Annotated in this window: 14 protein-coding genes; 5 read left to right on the forward strand and 9 right to left on the reverse strand. The window is 70.3% G+C overall.

What is annotated here, in order from left to right; all coding sequences use genetic code 11:
- Positions 1–198: 198 nt before the first annotated feature.
- A complete protein-coding gene (locus tag ACWD6R_RS22075) occupies positions 199–987 on the forward strand; it encodes a S16 family serine protease (protein ID WP_451820249.1) in 789 nt (262 codons plus the stop codon).
- A 111-nt stretch (positions 988–1,098) separates the two neighbouring features.
- Here ACWD6R_RS22075 and ACWD6R_RS22080 read toward each other — a convergent pair whose 3' ends face one another.
- From ACWD6R_RS22080 to ACWD6R_RS22115, 8 genes are all read right to left on the reverse strand, one after another.
- Positions 1,099–2,376, reverse strand: a complete 1,278-nt coding sequence (locus tag ACWD6R_RS22080; RefSeq protein WP_451820250.1) for an MFS transporter — start codon at positions 2,374–2,376, stop codon at positions 1,099–1,101.
- A 2-nt stretch (positions 2,377–2,378) separates the two neighbouring features.
- Positions 2,379–2,600, reverse strand: coding sequence for a hypothetical protein (locus ACWD6R_RS22085; RefSeq protein ID WP_451820251.1), 222 nt, complete (start codon positions 2,598–2,600; stop codon positions 2,379–2,381).
- A gap of 11 nt (positions 2,601–2,611) precedes the next feature.
- Positions 2,612–3,220, reverse strand: a complete 609-nt coding sequence (locus ACWD6R_RS22090) for an ArsR/SmtB family transcription factor (protein WP_451820252.1) — start codon at positions 3,218–3,220, stop codon at positions 2,612–2,614.
- 91 nt (positions 3,221–3,311) lie between these two features.
- Positions 3,312–4,256, reverse strand: a complete 945-nt coding sequence (locus ACWD6R_RS22095; protein ID WP_451820292.1) for a glycine betaine ABC transporter substrate-binding protein — start codon at positions 4,254–4,256, stop codon at positions 3,312–3,314.
- Between the two features lie 53 nt (positions 4,257–4,309).
- Positions 4,310–5,188, reverse strand: a complete 879-nt coding sequence (locus tag ACWD6R_RS22100) for an ABC transporter permease (protein ID WP_451820253.1) — start codon at positions 5,186–5,188, stop codon at positions 4,310–4,312.
- Positions 5,185–6,441 carry an ABC transporter ATP-binding protein gene (locus tag ACWD6R_RS22105; protein WP_451820254.1) on the reverse strand — a complete coding sequence of 419 codons (1,257 nt, stop codon included), beginning with the start codon at positions 6,439–6,441 and terminating at the stop codon, positions 5,185–5,187. Before ACWD6R_RS22105 ends, ACWD6R_RS22100 begins: the two co-directional genes overlap by 4 nt.
- On the reverse strand, positions 6,434–7,081 hold the full coding sequence (locus tag ACWD6R_RS22110; protein WP_451820255.1) for an ABC transporter permease: 648 nt from the start codon (positions 7,079–7,081) through the stop codon (positions 6,434–6,436). The genes ACWD6R_RS22105 and ACWD6R_RS22110 overlap by 8 nt, the downstream gene beginning before the upstream one ends.
- A gap of 15 nt (positions 7,082–7,096) precedes the next feature.
- Complete coding sequence (locus ACWD6R_RS22115; protein WP_266985129.1) at positions 7,097–7,570, reverse strand: Lrp/AsnC family transcriptional regulator; 474 nt, start codon at positions 7,568–7,570, stop codon at positions 7,097–7,099.
- A 121-nt stretch (positions 7,571–7,691) separates the two neighbouring features.
- Between ACWD6R_RS22115 and hppD the strand changes: the two genes are divergently transcribed.
- Positions 7,692–8,837, forward strand: a complete 1,146-nt coding sequence (gene hppD / locus ACWD6R_RS22120; RefSeq protein ID WP_451820256.1) for a 4-hydroxyphenylpyruvate dioxygenase — start codon at positions 7,692–7,694, stop codon at positions 8,835–8,837.
- 366 nt (positions 8,838–9,203) lie between these two features.
- Here hppD and ACWD6R_RS22125 read toward each other — a convergent pair whose 3' ends face one another.
- The gene (locus ACWD6R_RS22125) at positions 9,204–10,832 is read right to left on the reverse strand and encodes a tetratricopeptide repeat protein (RefSeq protein ID WP_451820257.1); all 1,629 of its coding nucleotides are present in this window, start codon (positions 10,830–10,832) and stop codon (positions 9,204–9,206) included.
- Positions 10,833–10,929: 97 nt separating this feature from the next.
- Here ACWD6R_RS22125 and ACWD6R_RS22130 point away from each other — a divergent pair, with 97 nt between their 5' ends.
- The 3 genes from ACWD6R_RS22130 (at position 10,930) to ACWD6R_RS22140 (ending at position 15,546) form a co-directional block, all read left to right on the forward strand.
- Positions 10,930–12,297 carry an FAD-binding oxidoreductase gene (locus tag ACWD6R_RS22130; protein WP_451820258.1) on the forward strand — a complete coding sequence of 456 codons (1,368 nt, stop codon included), beginning with the start codon at positions 10,930–10,932 and terminating at the stop codon, positions 12,295–12,297.
- A gap of 645 nt (positions 12,298–12,942) precedes the next feature.
- On the forward strand, positions 12,943–14,535 hold the full coding sequence (locus ACWD6R_RS22135) for an RDD family protein (RefSeq protein WP_451820259.1): 1,593 nt from the start codon (positions 12,943–12,945) through the stop codon (positions 14,533–14,535).
- Positions 14,536–14,877: 342 nt separating this feature from the next.
- Positions 14,878–15,546, forward strand: a complete 669-nt coding sequence (locus tag ACWD6R_RS22140) for an RDD family protein (protein ID WP_451820260.1) — start codon at positions 14,878–14,880, stop codon at positions 15,544–15,546.
- The last annotated feature ends 46 nt before the right edge of the window (positions 15,547–15,592 follow it).

The following is a 15,592-nucleotide window of genomic DNA, read 5'->3' on the forward strand; positions in this document are numbered from 1 at the left end:
TCCGCCGCCGGACGGGCTGGATCGTGTTCGGGCGGGCTGGGTCCGTGCTCCGGGCGGGCCTGTCGAACCTGTCCGGAGCCCGAGGGCGAACCGGCCGGGCGGGCGAACCGGCCGGGGGCGGACCACCGGCCGGAAGGACGGGCCCGCCCCTCCCCGGACCGGCCGGGCGGATGAACCCGGCCAGGTTAGATTGGGCGGGTGCTCACTCGTCTCTCGCGCCCCCGCGCCCTCGCCCTGTGCGCCCTGCCCGTCGTCGCCCTCTTCGGCGTCGCCGCCTTCGCGCCGTTGCCGTTCACCGTGGCGCAACCGGGCACGACCGCGAACGTACTCGGGGACGTCCGAGGCACGCCCGTGATCAGCATCGAGGGCGCGCCGACCCGCCCCACCAGAGGTCAGCTGCGGATGACGACCATCATCGCGACCGGGCCGACCGCCGACGTCGGCATCGGCGACGTGATCGACGGCTGGTTCCGGACCGACCGGGCGGTCATGCCCCGCGGCTCGGTCTACCCGACCGGCGGCTCCGAGAAGGAGATCGAGAAGCACAACCTCGAGGACATGAAGAAGTCGCAGAACTCCGCCGTGGACGCGGCCCTGCGGCACCTCGGCAAGGCGCCCGGATCGGTGGACGTGACCCTGCACCTCGCCGATGTGGGCGGGCCCAGTGCCGGTCTCTTCTTCGCGCTCGGCATCGTCGACAAGCTCGACGGCAACGGTTCCGGCGGAGATCTCACCGGTGGCCGCACCGTTGCCGGCACGGGCACGATCGAGGCGGACGGTACGGTCGGCGCGGTCGGTGGCGTATCGCTGAAGACCCAGGCCGCCCGGCGCGACGGTGCCACTGTCTTCCTCGTACCGAAGGCCGAGTGCAAGGAGGCGGGCGCCGAACTCCCCAAGGGGCTCAAGCTGATCCCGGTCACCACACTGAAGAGCGCGGTGTCCTCGCTCACGGCCCTGGACAAGGGGGCCAAGGTTCCGAGCTGCTGACGCAGGGCGAGCCGGACACGCCCTGGGGCCTCTCGTTCGGATCAGGCCGGGCTCGTGGGGGTTGGGCACGCACATCTACGGCGGGCCGCTCCCTGATCCAAACGGAAGACCCTAGAAGCAGGCGGCGTCGGCCTTCGCGTCCGCGCGCTCCTCCACGGACGGCCGGTCGTCCATCGTGCGCCATACCGGGAAGATCATCGGGCTCACCGTCGCCAGCGTGTAGACCGCGCCCAGCGCCAGGAGCGCGCCGTCCGCCCCGATGCTCTCCACGAGCAGCCCCGCCAGCAGCCCGCCCACCGGCATCGCCAGCTCGCAGCCTGCGGTGAGCGCCCCGGATACCCGGCTGCGCAGCTGCTGCGGTACGCGTTCGTACGTCATCGTCGTCAGGATCGGGTTCAGGACCCCGCCCGCGAGGCCGCCCAGCAGCATCGTCACCGCGAGCGGCAGCGTCGTGTCCGTCAGCGCGGCAACCACGAACCTCGGTCCGCCGCACAGCACCACGCACACCGTGAACACCGCACGCCGCGAGAATCGGTGTCCCACCGCCCCGTACACCAGCGCGCCCGTCAGCCCGCCAGCCCCGAACAGTGCGGTGAGCAGCCCGAGTTGGGGTGCGCCACCCAGTTCACGCTCGGCGTGCACCGGGAGCAGTACGGCGTTCCAGCCCTGATCGGTGCCGTTCATGAAGAGCACCATCACCACGACGGCCAGCAGCAGCCGGTTGGAGAACAAGTAGGCGTATCCCTCGCGCAGTTCGTGGCTGTACGTGCGCAGCGAGGCCGGTGCCGCCGCCTTTCGCGGCTCGGCCGCCCGTACCCCTCGTACGCCTGCCGCGATGAGCAGCGCGGACGCGCCGAAGGTCGCCGCGTCCAGCAGCAGCACGGTCTCCGCGCCGACGAGCGCGATCAGCACCCCGGCCAGTGCCGCGCCGGTCATCCTGGCGCCGCGCGAGGTGGCGTCGAAGAGGCTGGCGGCGCGGGTGACCGTGGTCCCGGCGTGTTCGGCGAGGTCCGGCAGCAGGACGTAGCGCGCGGTGTTGCCGGGGGTGTGGACGAGTCCGTTCAGTGCCATCAGGGCGCAGAGCATCCAGAATTCGAGCGCCCCGGCGTAGTGGAGCAGTGGAATGGTGGCGATGGCGAGTGCGCAGACGGTGTCGGAGGCGACGGAGATCCGGCGCCGTCCGATCCGGTCGATGACGGGCCCGCCGATGACCGCGGAGATGATGATCGGCAGTGTGGCGCAGAAGGCGACGACACCGGCCCGGCCGGCGCTGCCCGTGGTCTGCAGGACGAACCACGGGACCCCGATCAGGGTGAGCGAAGTGCCTGCGGTGGATATGCAGTTGGCCGCGAGAAGCGTGGCGAGCGGCTTGCGGTTCCCCCCGTCCATGGCTAAACCGCGCGAGGGTAGGACGCGGAGAGGGCGTGCCGGTCCGGCAGGATGCGCAGGCCCAGCTCGACCATTCCCCAGCCCAGCTGTGTGCGCAGGGTCCGGTGCGGTGCCCGCGGTGCCCGCGGTGCCCGGGCCGTACGCGCCAGGTGGAACTCGTCGGCCTGCCGACGCAGTTCGGTGTTGCGGAGCTGCTGCAGCGTCAGATGCGTGTCGGGGTGCATGTGGATTCCTCTCAGTCGGTGGGGCGCGGGAACATGTGCAGATGGGTGCGGACGACGGCCGAACCCTCGGTGCCTTCGGGGACCCGGTCGCGGTAGCTGTCGACCAGGTCGTGGATCTTCTCGGCCAGCTCCAGTGAGAGCTCCGGGGTGAGCCGCACCTTGAAGTTGCTGACGTCCCAGCCGCGCAGCCACTCCTCGGGCCATTCGTGCATGGTGCCGAGCCAGGTGTTGAGCTCCTGGGTGTGCGTGGTGGCGAGCTCGTGCAGGACGACTCCGATGGCGCCGCGCACCTCCGGGTCGGGGTCGCGGAGGAAGTCCGCACTGCGGTCGAATGCGGTGCCCATGTGCACGGCCCGCCACCACCGTTCGCGTCCCTTGCCGAGCGTCGGGTCGTCCTCGACGAAGCCGTGCGCGGCCAGTTGCCGCAGGTGGTAGCTGGTGGCGCCGCTGGACTCGCCGAGCCGGTCAGCGAGCCCCGACGCGGTGGCGGGGCCGAACTCCCGGAGGGCGCTGAGCAGGCGGATCCGGAGGGGGTGGGCCAGCACGCGCAGGGTGCGGACGTCGACGCGGTGGATGTTCGGGTCGAGCGGCTTCTCGCCGTCGGCTTCGTTCGCTGCCATGTCTCGACTGTAGACTTGCAAAGGCTCCTTTGCAACGCCTCTTTGCAACATCTTCTTTGTAACTTCGGGAGGGTCAAGTCCCGGCAGTCCGCTACCTCTTCTTGATGAAGCCCTCCGCGATCAGCCAGTCCTTCGCCACCTCGTGCGGGTCCTCCCCGTCCACATCCACCTTCGCGTTCAGCTGCTGCGCGACCTCGGTCGTCAGCCGTCTGCTGACCGGGTCCAACAGGTCGGCGATCTCCGGGTACTTGTCGAAGGTCGCGGTGTGGATGACGGGCGCGGCGTTGTAGTTGGGGAAGAAGTGCTTGTCGTCCACGAGGACGTCGAGGTCCATCGCCTTGATCCGGCCGTCCGTGGTGAACACCTCACCCAGCAGGCAGGAGTCGGACTTCGAGATCTGGGTGTAGATGATCCCGGCGTCCATCTTCTTGATGTTGGCGGCCGGGAGCGACATCCCGTAGGCCTTCTCCATCCCCGGCAGTCCGTCGTCGCGCGAGGCGAACTCGTTTTCCACGCAGACCGTCACCGCCGCCGGGTCCATCTTCGACAGTGCGGCGACGTCGGAGAGCGTCTTCAGGTGGTGCTCCGCGTTGTTCTTCTTGCTGATGGCCAGCGCGTAGGTGTTGTTGAGGGTGGACGGCGGAAGCCAGGTCACCCCGTTCTTCCGGTCCTCGTCCCGGACCGCCTCCCACTGCTTCAGCGGGCTGGCGATCGGTTTCGCATGGCCGAGGTAGGTGATCCAGGCGGTGCCCGTGTACTCGTACATCGCGTCGGCGCCGCCCTTGATGATGGCCTCGCGCGCGCTGATCGAACCCGGCAGGTTCGTCCGGTCGAGGACCTCGGCACCGGCGGCCTTGAAGACCAGGCCGATCATCTGGCCGAGGATGATGTTCTCGCTGAAGTTCTTCGAGGTGACGGTCAGCGAGGCGCCGTCCAGCGGCCGCCCCCGGCCGACCGAGCCCGGCACCACGTCGTCCACCATCGGCGAACCGCTCTTCAGTCCGCACCCGGCGAGCGTCACCCCGAGCAGCACCAGAGTGCCGAGGAGGCCGGCCGCCCTGAGCCCCCGTACCGTCCCCTTCCCCGTACTCACGCCTCCACCTCCAGCCCGCGCGGCATCAATGCCACCTCGACCAGGGAGGCCAGCCAGTCCACCAGCAGCGCCAGCACCACCGTCAGCACGGAACCGAGCACCAGCACCGGCATCCGCTGCGTCTGGATGCCCGACGTGATCAGGTCACCCAGCCCGCCGCCGCCGACGAACGTCGCCAGCGTCGCCGTGCCGACATTGAGGACCAGCGCCGTCCGTACCCCCGCCAGGATCAGCGGGACGGCGAGCGGCAGTTCGACCTTCGTGAGCGTCCCCATCGCCGACATGCCGATGCCGCGCGAGGCCTCGACCAGATTCGGCTCGATCGCCCTGAGACCGGCCACGGTGTTGGAGAACACCGGCAGCACCGCGTAGATCACCATGCCGATGATCGCGGTCGACGGGCCGATGCCCAGCCAGATCACCAGCAGTGCCAGCAGGCCGATCGCCGGGGTCGCCTGGCCGACGTTGGCGAGGGCCGTGACCAGCGGGGCGCCCCGGCGCAGCCTGCGCCGGGTCAGCGCGATCCCGAGCGGAATGGCGATGATCAGCACCGAGAAGGTGGAGATCGCGGTCAGCTTGACGTGCTGCCACCAGCGCAGCTGCACATTGCCGCCGGTCAGCGAGTTCTTCGCGATCGAGTCGAGGTGGACGTTGGTGATCCACAGATAGGTGATGGCGAGGACGACCGCCAGGGCGGCCGGCATCAGCACCAGCTTGCGCCAGGTGATCCGGCGCCGCGGCCGCGCGGGCGGCGGCGGCGGGGGTTCCTCCTCCTCGTCGCGGTAGGCATGGCCCCTGACGTCGAGCTCGCCGGGCGGCCGGACCGGCGGCGGCTGCTCATCGGGCTCGGGGGACAAGGCCCGGTTGGGACTCATGCGTCCGCACCGCCCTCCAGCTCCTGCTCGGCCTGATGGGCGCGCAGCTCCTCCAGATCGTGCTGGTGCTCGATGGCGGTGAGCCGGTCGGCCTCCAGGAGCTCATGAACGGAGTTCATCAGGGTCTCCATGTCGACGACCCCGATGAACTCGCCGCGCCGCCCCGTCGCCGCGACCCGTCCGCCGCTGTCGATCAGTACGGCCTCCAGCGCGTCGTGCAGTGTGGCGTCCAGGGTCACCGTGTCGTGGACCAGCTGCCCGGCGCGCGCCAGCGAGCCCCGGGCCCGCATCAGGTCGCCGCGCCGCAGCCACTTGTACGGGCGGTTCCTGCGGTCCAGCATCAGGAGCTCGTTGTGCGGGCCGCTGCGCAGCTTGTTGAAGATGGACTGAAGCGGGTCGTCGACCGTCACCGTGGGGAATTCGGCGATCCCCACATCCCGTACGCGGGTCAGATTGAGCCGCTTCAGCGCCGCGCCCGCGCCAACGAATCCGGAGACGAAATCGTCCGCCGGGTTGGTGAGGATTGCCTCCGGGGTGTCGAACTGCGCGATGTGCGATTGCTCCCGCAGTACGGCGATCCGGTCGCCCAGCTTGATCGCCTCGTCGAAGTCGTGGGTGACGAACACGATCGTCTTGTGCAGCTCGTGCTGCAGCCGGATCAGCTCGTCCTGGAGGTGGTCGCGGGTGATCGGGTCGACGGCGCCGAACGGCTCGTCCATCAGCAGCACCGGAGGATCGGCAGCCAGCGCCCGCGCCACGCCCACCCGCTGCTGCTGACCGCCGGACAGCTGCCGCGGATAGCGCCCGTGGAACTCCCTCGGGTCGAGACCGACCAGATCGAGCATCTCCTCGACCCGGTCCTTCACCTTCGACTTCGACCAGCCGACCATCTTCGGTACGAGGGCGATGTTCTCGGCGACCGTCATGTGCGGGAACAGCCCGGACGACTGGATCGCGTACCCGACCTTGCGGCGCAGCTTCACCGGGTCGATGCCGGTGACATCCTCGTCGTTGATCCTGATCCGGCCGGACGTCGGCTCGATCAGCCGGTTGATCATCTTCAGGGTGGTGGACTTCCCGCAGCCGGACGGCCCGACGAAGATCACCGTCTCGCCGGCCTTGATGTCCATCGAGACGTTGTCCACGGCCGGGCTCGGATTGCCCGGGTAGAGCTTGGTCAGGTCCTCCAGCTGGATGGTGGCACCGGAGGTGGCGGTGGGCGTCCCGGCTGCCCCGGTATCGGTCTCAGGCACGGATCCCCCTGGGAATGGTCAGCCGCCCGAGCAGGACGTACGCGGCGTCGAAGAGCAGAGCGAGGATGACGATGCCGAGTGTGCCTGCGAGGACCTGATTGAGCGCGTTGGCGCTGCCAAGTGAGGCGATGCCGCGGAAGATCTCGTTGCCGAGTCCGGGCCCGGAGGCGTACGCGGCAATGGCGGCGATCCCCATCAGCATCTGCGTGGAGACCCGGATGCCGGTGAGGATCGGCGGCCAGGCGAGCGGCAGCTCGACCCTGCAGAGCCGGGCGATCCGTGACATCCCGATGCCCTTCGCCGCGTCGACGAGGGACGGGTCGACGCCGCGCAGCCCGACGATGGAGTTGCGTACGATCGGCAGGAGCCCGTACATCGTCAGAGTGATCACGGTGGGCGGGACGCCGAGCCCGACCAGCGGGATCAGCAGGCCGATCGCGGCGAGGGACGGGATGGTGAGGATGGTGGCCGTGGTGGTGATGGCCAGCGAACCGCCCCAGCTGCTGTGATAGGTGACGATCCCGATCAGGATGCCGAGCGCGGTGGCGATGACCATGCACTGGAACACCGCGCTGACGTGCTGGTACGCGTCGGTGAGCAGCTGCTGGTGCTGATTGCCCAGATACTCCCAGAAGCTCACACGTCACTCCTCGGCTCAGTCGCTGTCCTCCGCGGCCTGCTCGACGAGCGGGATGATGCGCAGAGGCACCGGGTTCTCCATGACGATCGCGGTGGAGGCCCGGACAATGCCATCAAAACCGACAACCCGGTCGATCACCCGCTGAAGGTCGGCGTTGGACCGGGCGACGAGCCGGCACAGCATGTCGCCGTGCCCGGTGGTGGTGTGCAGCTCCAGAACTTCCGGGACGCCGTCCAAATGGGCCCGCACATCGGCGCCTTGGCCCTGTTTGATCTCCAGGGTGGCGAAGGCGGTGACGGGGTAGCCGAGGGCCGCCGGATCGACATCGGGGCCGAATCCGCGGATGACTCCATTCGACTGAAGCCGGTCGAGGCGCGCCTGCGCGGTGCCGCGGGCCACCCCGAGCCGGCGCGACGCTTCCAGCACCCCGATCCGGGGCTCGCGCGCAAGCAGCACGATGAGCCGCCCGTCCAGATGATCGATCGCCATACGGGACCCCCCATGGTCACCATGTACAGATAGTCCGCCCATTCAAGCAAACCTGTGTACAGCTTGCTCAGCGAAATCGCGAACTATTGCGCACCTTGCGATGCGGGGAGAGCCTTCCCTTATGACTGAGACGCTGCACAACACCCCTGACACCGTCCGGCAGGCCGACCCCTTCCCGGTCAAGGGAATGGACGCGGTCGTCTTCGCCGTGGGCAATGCCAAGCAGGCCGCGCACTACTACTCGACCGCCTTCGGCATGAAGCTCGTCGCCTACTCCGGACCGGAGAACGGCAGCCGCGAGACCGCCAGTTACGTGCTGACCAACGGTTCGGCACGCTTTGTCCTCACCTCCGTCATCAAGGCATCCACCGACCACGGCCGCTTCCTGGCCGACCATGTCGCCGAGCACGGCGACGGCGTGGTCGACCTGGCCATCGAGGTCCCGGACGCACGGGCGGCATACGCGTACGCCGTCGAGCACGGCGCCCTGGGTCTCACCGAGCCGCACGAGGTCAAGGACGAGCACGGCACGGTGGTGCTCGCCGCGATCGCCACGTACGGCAAGACCCGCCACACGCTCGTCGAGCGCTCCGGCTACGACGGCCCGTACCTCCCCGGCTTCGTGGCCGTGGCCCCGATCGTCGAACCGCCCGCCAAGCGCACCTTCCAGGCCATCGACCACTGCGTCGGCAATGTGGAACTCGGCCGGATGAACGAGTGGGTCGGCTTCTACAACAAGGTCATGGGCTTCACCAACATGAAGGAGTTCGTGGGCGACGACATCGCCACCGAGTACTCCGCCCTCATGTCGAAGGTCGTCGCCGACGGCACCCTGAAGGTGAAGTTCCCGATCAACGAACCGGCGATCGCGAAGAAGAAGTCGCAGATCGACGAGTACCTGGAGTTCTACGGCGGCGCGGGCGTCCAGCACATCGCCCTCGCCACCAACGACATCGTCGCGTCGGTCCGCACGATGCGCGCGGCCGGCATCCAGTTCCTGGACACCCCCGACTCGTACTACGACACCCTCGGCGAATGGGCGGGCGAGACCCGCGTACCGGTCGAGACGCTGCGCGAGCTGAAGATCCTCGTCGACCGCGACGAGGACGGATACCTGCTGCAGATCTTCACCAAGCCGGTCCAGGACCGCCCGACGGTCTTCTTCGAGATGATCGAACGCCACGGCTCGATGGGCTTCGGCAAGGGCAACTTCAAGGCCCTGTTCGAGGCGATCGAGCGCGAGCAGGAGAAGCGCGGCAACCTCTGAGCCCAGGCGTTTCCTAAGGGCTGTCCCGTCATCCCTGGCGGGACAGCCCTTACGTGAAGGCGGGGTCTCCGACGGATCCGGAGGCCCCGTCGCTCTTGCTCCCCGCCGCGTCCGTCTCCGCCGCAGTCGTGGCCACGGGCGCATCACTCGCACGTCTGGCCCCCGCCGCCGTCGGTGCGGCGGCACCGAACGCGGCACAGAAGTTCCTGGCCGCCGGACTCGGGCCGGGGAGGCCGTGGATCCGGTAGCAGGGCGATCCCGGCAACGCCGGCAGGACGCCCGGGATCCTGGCCGTCCGGCGATCGAACCGGCGCCGGAACCGTGCGAAGAACCGCAGCGCCCCCGTCAGCGGTAGCCCGGCGCATTTCAGGCCAGGGGCGCGGGAGCGTCCGTGGTCCCCGTCGTTCCGGCCGGTGCCGCCTGCTGCGCGGGCGGGGCCTTGGACGGTTGCGGGGACTGCTGAGCGGGTTCTGTGGGAGGCGTCGGTTCGGGTGCCGCGGGCACTTCCTGCGGGTCGCCCGCCGGGGTCCGGCCCAGCTGGTCCAGGGCCTCCTGGGCCGATGGGGCGTCCAGAGGGCTGAAGTGGGGGTTCGTGCGCAGCGCCGCCTCCAGGTGGCGGCGGGCCGGGCCACCGTTCCCCAGCCTCCGTTCGATCATGCCCAGGTGGTACGCGTACAGGGCCGTCCCACCACCCGTGTCCGCCGCCTGCTGCGCGTATGTCAGCGCACTCTGCGAGTCGCCCGATCTGTACAGCGCCCAGCCCAGCGCGTCCGCCACTGCCGCACTGTGGTGCTGTCGGCCCCACTCCGCCCGCGACACATCACCGTGGTCGGCCTCGAAGCGGCCGAGGAGGAGGGACTCGTCGACCCCGTGGCCGCTCTCCTGGGTCAGGGTTCTGCGAAGCTTCGTGTACTGGCCTCGGGAGTCGTCGTCCAGCCCCAGCGACTCGTACAACTCGCCGAGTTCGAGCATGTATGCGGGGCTCGGGAGCCGGGACAGCGCCGCCCGGTAGTCGCGCTGCGCCTCGTGCGTACGGCCCAGGGCCGCCAGCGCCCGCGCCCGGCCCGCGAGCGACGGAGGGTGGGCGCGGTCCGTCCGCAGGGCCGCGCTGTACTGCGCCACCGCCTCCTCGGGCTCGCCCCGCTCCCAGGCCAGTTCGCCCAGCCGGAACAGGCAGTCCGTCTTCTCGGCGGGCGTGGTGGCCCGGTTCGCCGCATCCTGCGCGATCGCCAGGGCGTCCTCGCGCCGGCCCTCGTTCCGGTACATCTGCGCCGTCCACGAGAGCGCCGGTACGCCCGAGCGGAGCGCCGTGAACTTCTCCACCGCCCGGCCCGCCGCCGTGTACTGGCCGAGCCCGTTGTACGCGTCGATCAGGACCGGGTACGCCGTCCAGTCCTTCGGCTGCAGGGCCCGTACCGTCTCGCCCCACTTCTTCGCCGTGACGAAGTCGTGCCGCGCGTTGGCGAGCGCCGCCAGTCCCACCCAGGCCGCCGTGTTCCCCCGGTCACCCGGCTGTGCGTCCAGCGAGCGCCTCAGCGCCTGCTCGGCCCGCCCGTAGTACGCCGCGTCCGCGGAACGCCGCCCCCACTCCACGTACGCCGATCCGAGCACCGCCCACGACCGCGCGTCGGACGGATGCGTGCCCACCCAGCTCTGCCGGTCCCCGATCAGCGCCGTCAGATCGGCGAGGGAGGCGGGGGCGCCCGCGTTCGTCGCCGTCAGGGCGCGCATGACCGGTCCCGGCACGGGCGGCGGCGCGGCTTCCTTCTCCTCGTCCGGTACGGACACGACCGCACCCGCGACCAGCACGGCAGCCGCCACCGCACCGACCGCGGCCCGGCGCAGCGTCGAGTGCAACGAGACCGGCGGGGGTTCGGCCGGCGGTTCGGAGCCGGGGAGCGACGACGTCTGCGGTGGGCAATCGTACGGATCGGATGAAGGGGGCGCGTGATCCGACTGGGGGGACTCCGGAGGCTGCTGCGGCATGACATCCATGCCGATCACTCTGCGTCAGTATGAAGATCGCACCGTGTTGCGCGAACGCTGCCGCAGACGGGTTCACACCATTGGCCCCGGGTGTCACGCTTGGATCATGGACGATCTTCTCGAACGACTGCGCGCGGGCCTTCCTGCCGAGGCCCTGATCACCGATCCGGACGTCACGGCCTCCTACGCCCACGACATGGCGAGCTTCTGCGACGCGGGCGCTCCGGCCGTCGTGGTCCTGCCGCGCACGGTCGAGCAGGTCCAGCACGTCATGCGCACGGCGACCGCGCTGCGTGTGCCGGTCGTCCCGCAGGGTGCCCGTACCGGCCTGTCGGGCGCGGCCAACGCCTCCGACGGCTGCATCGTGCTGTCCCTGGTGAAGATGGACCGGATCCTGGAGATCAACCCGGTCGACCGGATCGCCGTCGTCGAACCGGGCGTCATCAACGCCGTGCTGTCCCGCGCGGTCAACGAACACGGCCTGTACTACCCGCCGGACCCGTCCAGCTGGGAAATGTGCACCATCGGCGGCAACATCGGCACCGCGTCCGGCGGGCTGTGCTGCGTGAAGTACGGCGTCACCGCCGAGTACGTACTCGGCCTCGAGGTCGTCCTCGCCGACGGGCGCCTCCTGACAACCGGCCGCCGGACCGCGAAGGGCGTCGCCGGATACGACCTCACCCGGCTCTTCGTCGGCTCCGAGGGCAGCCTCGGCATCGTCGTCCGCGCCGTGCTCGCCCTGAAGCCGCAGCCGCCGCAGCAGCTCGTCCTCGCCGCCGAATTCCCGTCCGCGACAGCCGCCTGCGACGCCGTCTGCCGGATCATGGAGCGCGGCCACACTCCGTCACTCCTCGAACTGATGGACCGTACAACGGTCCAAGCCGTCAACACGATGGCCCACATGGGTCTCCCCGACTCCACCGAAGCGCTGCTCCTCGCCGCCTTCGACACCCCGGACCCCACCGCCGACCTCGCCGCTGTCGCCGAACTCTGCACCACCGCCGGTGCCACCGAAGTGGTCCCCGCGGCCGACGCCGCCGAGTCCGAACTCCTCCTCCAGGCCCGACGGATGTCGCTGACCGCCCTGGAGGCCGTCAAGTCGGCCACGATGATCGACGACGTGTGCGTACCGCGCTCCAGGCTCGGCGCCATGATCGAGGGGACCGCGGCCATCGCGCAGAAGTACGACCTCACCATCGGCGTCTGCGCCCACGCGGGCGACGGCAACACCCACCCCGTCGTCTGCTTCGACCACACCGACGCCGACGAGTCGCGCCGGGCCCGCGAATCCTTCGACGAGATCATGGCGCTGGGCCTCGAACTCGGCGGCACCATCACCGGCGAACACGGCGTCGGCGTCCTGAAAAAGGAATGGCTGGCCCGCGAACTCGGCGAGGTGAGCGTCGAGATGCACCGGGGCATCAAGGCGGCGTTCGACCCGCTGGGGCTGCTCAACCCCGGCAAGGTCTTCTGACGCCGCCGACGGACCGCGCATCAGACCTCGCCGTCCGTCGGCTCGTCCGCCGGCCACGGGTCGCTCAGCCACAGGTCGTCGGCCGGCAACGGCGCCGGTGCCCCTCCCGGCTGACCGGCCCGCACGTGGAGAGAGCACCCTCCCCGCCGCCTATGACGCGACTTCCGGAAAGAACTTCACCCTGACCGGAAAGGGCCCCAAACGCGGGGACCGGCCCGGGGGTTGACAGCTGCGTGGCTGGGAGCATGCACGAGGTCGTTTTAGCTCGATCGTGTGACGGTCGGTTGATGGGCTTGCGGTGGGCCGGGAAGACCGCGCTAGCCTGACCGGGCGAGCTGGGACACCGGGTGCGGTGCCGGCGTGCGGGGCCCCTGCTCCACCAGCGAGATGGTTCAGGGCCTCCCCGTCGCCACTGACCGCACCCATCTGGCCAGGTCGTGAGGGACTCCGCCCTTCCGGGACCGGACCACGGACAGGATCCGTGTCGCCGCCCGGAGGTGAAAGCGGACGACCAGTGCGCCCAAGACCGTTCGGGGCGCGCCAGTGCGCGGACTCACTTCCGCTCACTGCCAAGGAACGGTACGCGGCTGTCTGATAGATGTGGTCCGTTGACTTGAGGCTTCGAAGAGATACGGGACCACGGTGATGAGCGCCCCAACCCCGGCACCCGGTGACGACAGGCCCCGCGAGGGGTATTACCCCGACCCGTCCATTCCCGGATATGTCCGGTACTGGAACGGCGCTTCGTGGGTTCCCGGTACGAGCCGTCCTGCGCCCCAGCAGGGCGAACCGATGGCCGCGACGCCCTCCGAGGGGGCAACGCCCGAACCGCAGCCGCAGCCTTCGGCACCGATGCCCGCCCAGGCGTCCGGTCCGACCTACGCGCCGGTGGACGAAACCGGTCCGGTCTTCCTCGACGAGGAGCCGAACGACAGCAACCGCCCCGAACCCTCGTCCGCCTGGCAGGCCGACGCCTCCCGGCAGACCGGCTTCGGCGGGGAACGCGACCGGCGGGTGTCCTGGGGCGGCACAGGCGGTACGGGGCAGCCGGGCGGGGCCGGAGCAGCGGGCCAGGTCCCTGCGGACCGGGCACCAGGAAGCGAAGCTCCCGCCGACCGGGCCCCCGCGGACCCGCGCCTGCCCGCGCCGCAGGACCCCACGGGCGGTGCGCTGCCGGGCATGCGGGGCGGCAACAGCCAGGTCCCCGAGCGAACGGTCGCGATCCGGGCCGACCGCCCTGCCGAGCCCGGAGGCGGCAGCGGTGAGGCGGGGCGTCCGCCTGCCGACGGTACGGTCACGATCCGCCCCGTGGGACAGGGGGGCCGGTCGCCCCGTCCCCGCAACGCGGAACAGGAACCGGCCGACGGGACGATGTCGATCCGCGCGGTTCCCCCCGGCACAAGCGCCCCGCAGCCCTCCGCAGCGGCACCTGCTCCGGCCCTCGCGCCCGCTCAGGCCGCCGCGCCGGCCCCGGCGCCCGCACCCGCGCCCGCCCCGGCCAATCCGCTCACCCAGGGCCCCGGCGGCGGCGCCACCTCCTGGGCGCAGCAGGCCCACCGGCTCGCCGCGCCCCAGCAGGCCGCCCACCCGCAGCCCCAGCCCCCGCGACAGCAGCAATTCGGGCCCAAGCAGTCCCAGCAGGCCGTGCCACCCCAGCAGCGTGTCGGTGCGCAGGCGGCTCAGCCGGACGGCCCTGTCGTGCCCTGGAAGCCCCCGGTCAACGACCACTTCCAGCAGCTCGCACAGGCGCAGGCGGCCGCCCGCCCGGCCGGGCTCGGCAAGCGGTTCGCCGCCCGGCTCGTCGACACGGTCGTGCTGGGCGCGCTCGTCGGCGCGATCGGGTTCCCGCTCGTCTCGCGGGCGATGGACCACATCGGCGACAAGATCGACGCGGCGAAGCTGTCCGGCCGGACCGTCACCGTCTGGCTGGTGGACTCCACCACGGCCGGGCTGTTCGGCGGGGTGCTCGGTGCGTTCCTGGTGCTCGGCGTGCTGTTGGAGGTCCTGCCGACCGCGAAGTGGGGCCGTACGCTCGGCAAGAAGCTCTGCGGTCTGGAGGTATGGGACATCGAGTCCCACGGGGCGCCCTCCTTCGGTGCCGCGCTCCGCCGCTGGCTGGTCTACGGCGTGCTCGGTCTGCTGGTCATCGGCGTGGTCAATGTCCTGTGGTGCCTGTTCGACCGCCCGTGGCGGCAGTGCTGGCACGACAAGGCGGCACACACCTTCGTGGCGGGCTGACGACGAGCACGACGACGCCGCGCGGGCGACCCGCGCGGCTGAGAGCCTGTCGGGTGACCTCTGATCGGGCGGCCACGCCCTGGCACGCACGCTTCCCGCGTTGCCGAAATGCCCTAGTAGCTCCCTCCCTACGCTCTCAGCTTCGTTCGAGCAGGGGAGGCCCCATCCGAGGGCCTTCCGGCGCCTTGGAATCGCACGCACCAGACCGCGTCCGCTTTCCGATCGAAGGTCACTCGACAGGCTCTGACGGCTCATCGGGTGAGGGGCGGCTGCTCGGTGCCCTGTTCCCCCGAACGCACCTGAGCCGTTGCGGGCACCCGTGGGCCGGGGTGCACTGCCCCCATGAGCAACGATCAGCCGACGTCCGGCCAGCCTCCCGAGGACGACCCGTTCCTCAAGAAGCCGCAGGAGCCGCAGCCGCCGTCGTCGGGTTCGCCCTACGACAGCGCTCCGCCGCCTCCTCCGCCGCCGTACGATTCCGGTGCCTACGGCGGTGGCCCGTACGGCAGCCCGGACCCGCTGGCGGGCATGCCGCCGCTCGGCGAGCCCGGCAAGCGGATCCTGGCCCGGCTGATCGACTTCCTGATCATCTCGATCCCGCTGTATCTGATCTCGCTGCCGTTCGGCGGCCCGGTCGAGGCGTCGTCGAACAACAACGGCAACAACGGCAACTTCAGTAACGCCTTCAACCAGACCTACAGCGGCCATCAGCTGCTCTGGTCGCTGATCGGGCTCGTGGCCTACGTGGCGTACGACACGTACTTCACGCACAAGGACGGCCGCACCATCGGCAAGCGGCTGCTGAAGCTGCGGGTCGCGATGCTCAATGACGGCCGGGTGCCGGACACCAGTGCCGCGTTCCTGCGGGCCGTGGTGCTGTGGCTGCCGGCGCTGCTGTGCTGCCCGTGCCTGTGGTGGCTGATCAACATCGTGCTGATGTTCACGGACAAGCCGTACCGGCAGGGGCTGCAGGACAAGGCGGCCAAGACGGTGGTGGTCTCGACCGCATAGCCGACGTACGCAGACGGTCCGCCCGAGCGGCACGCCGCCGGTTGCC

The sequence above is a fragment of the Streptomyces sp. NPDC005151 genome (assembly GCF_053599875.1).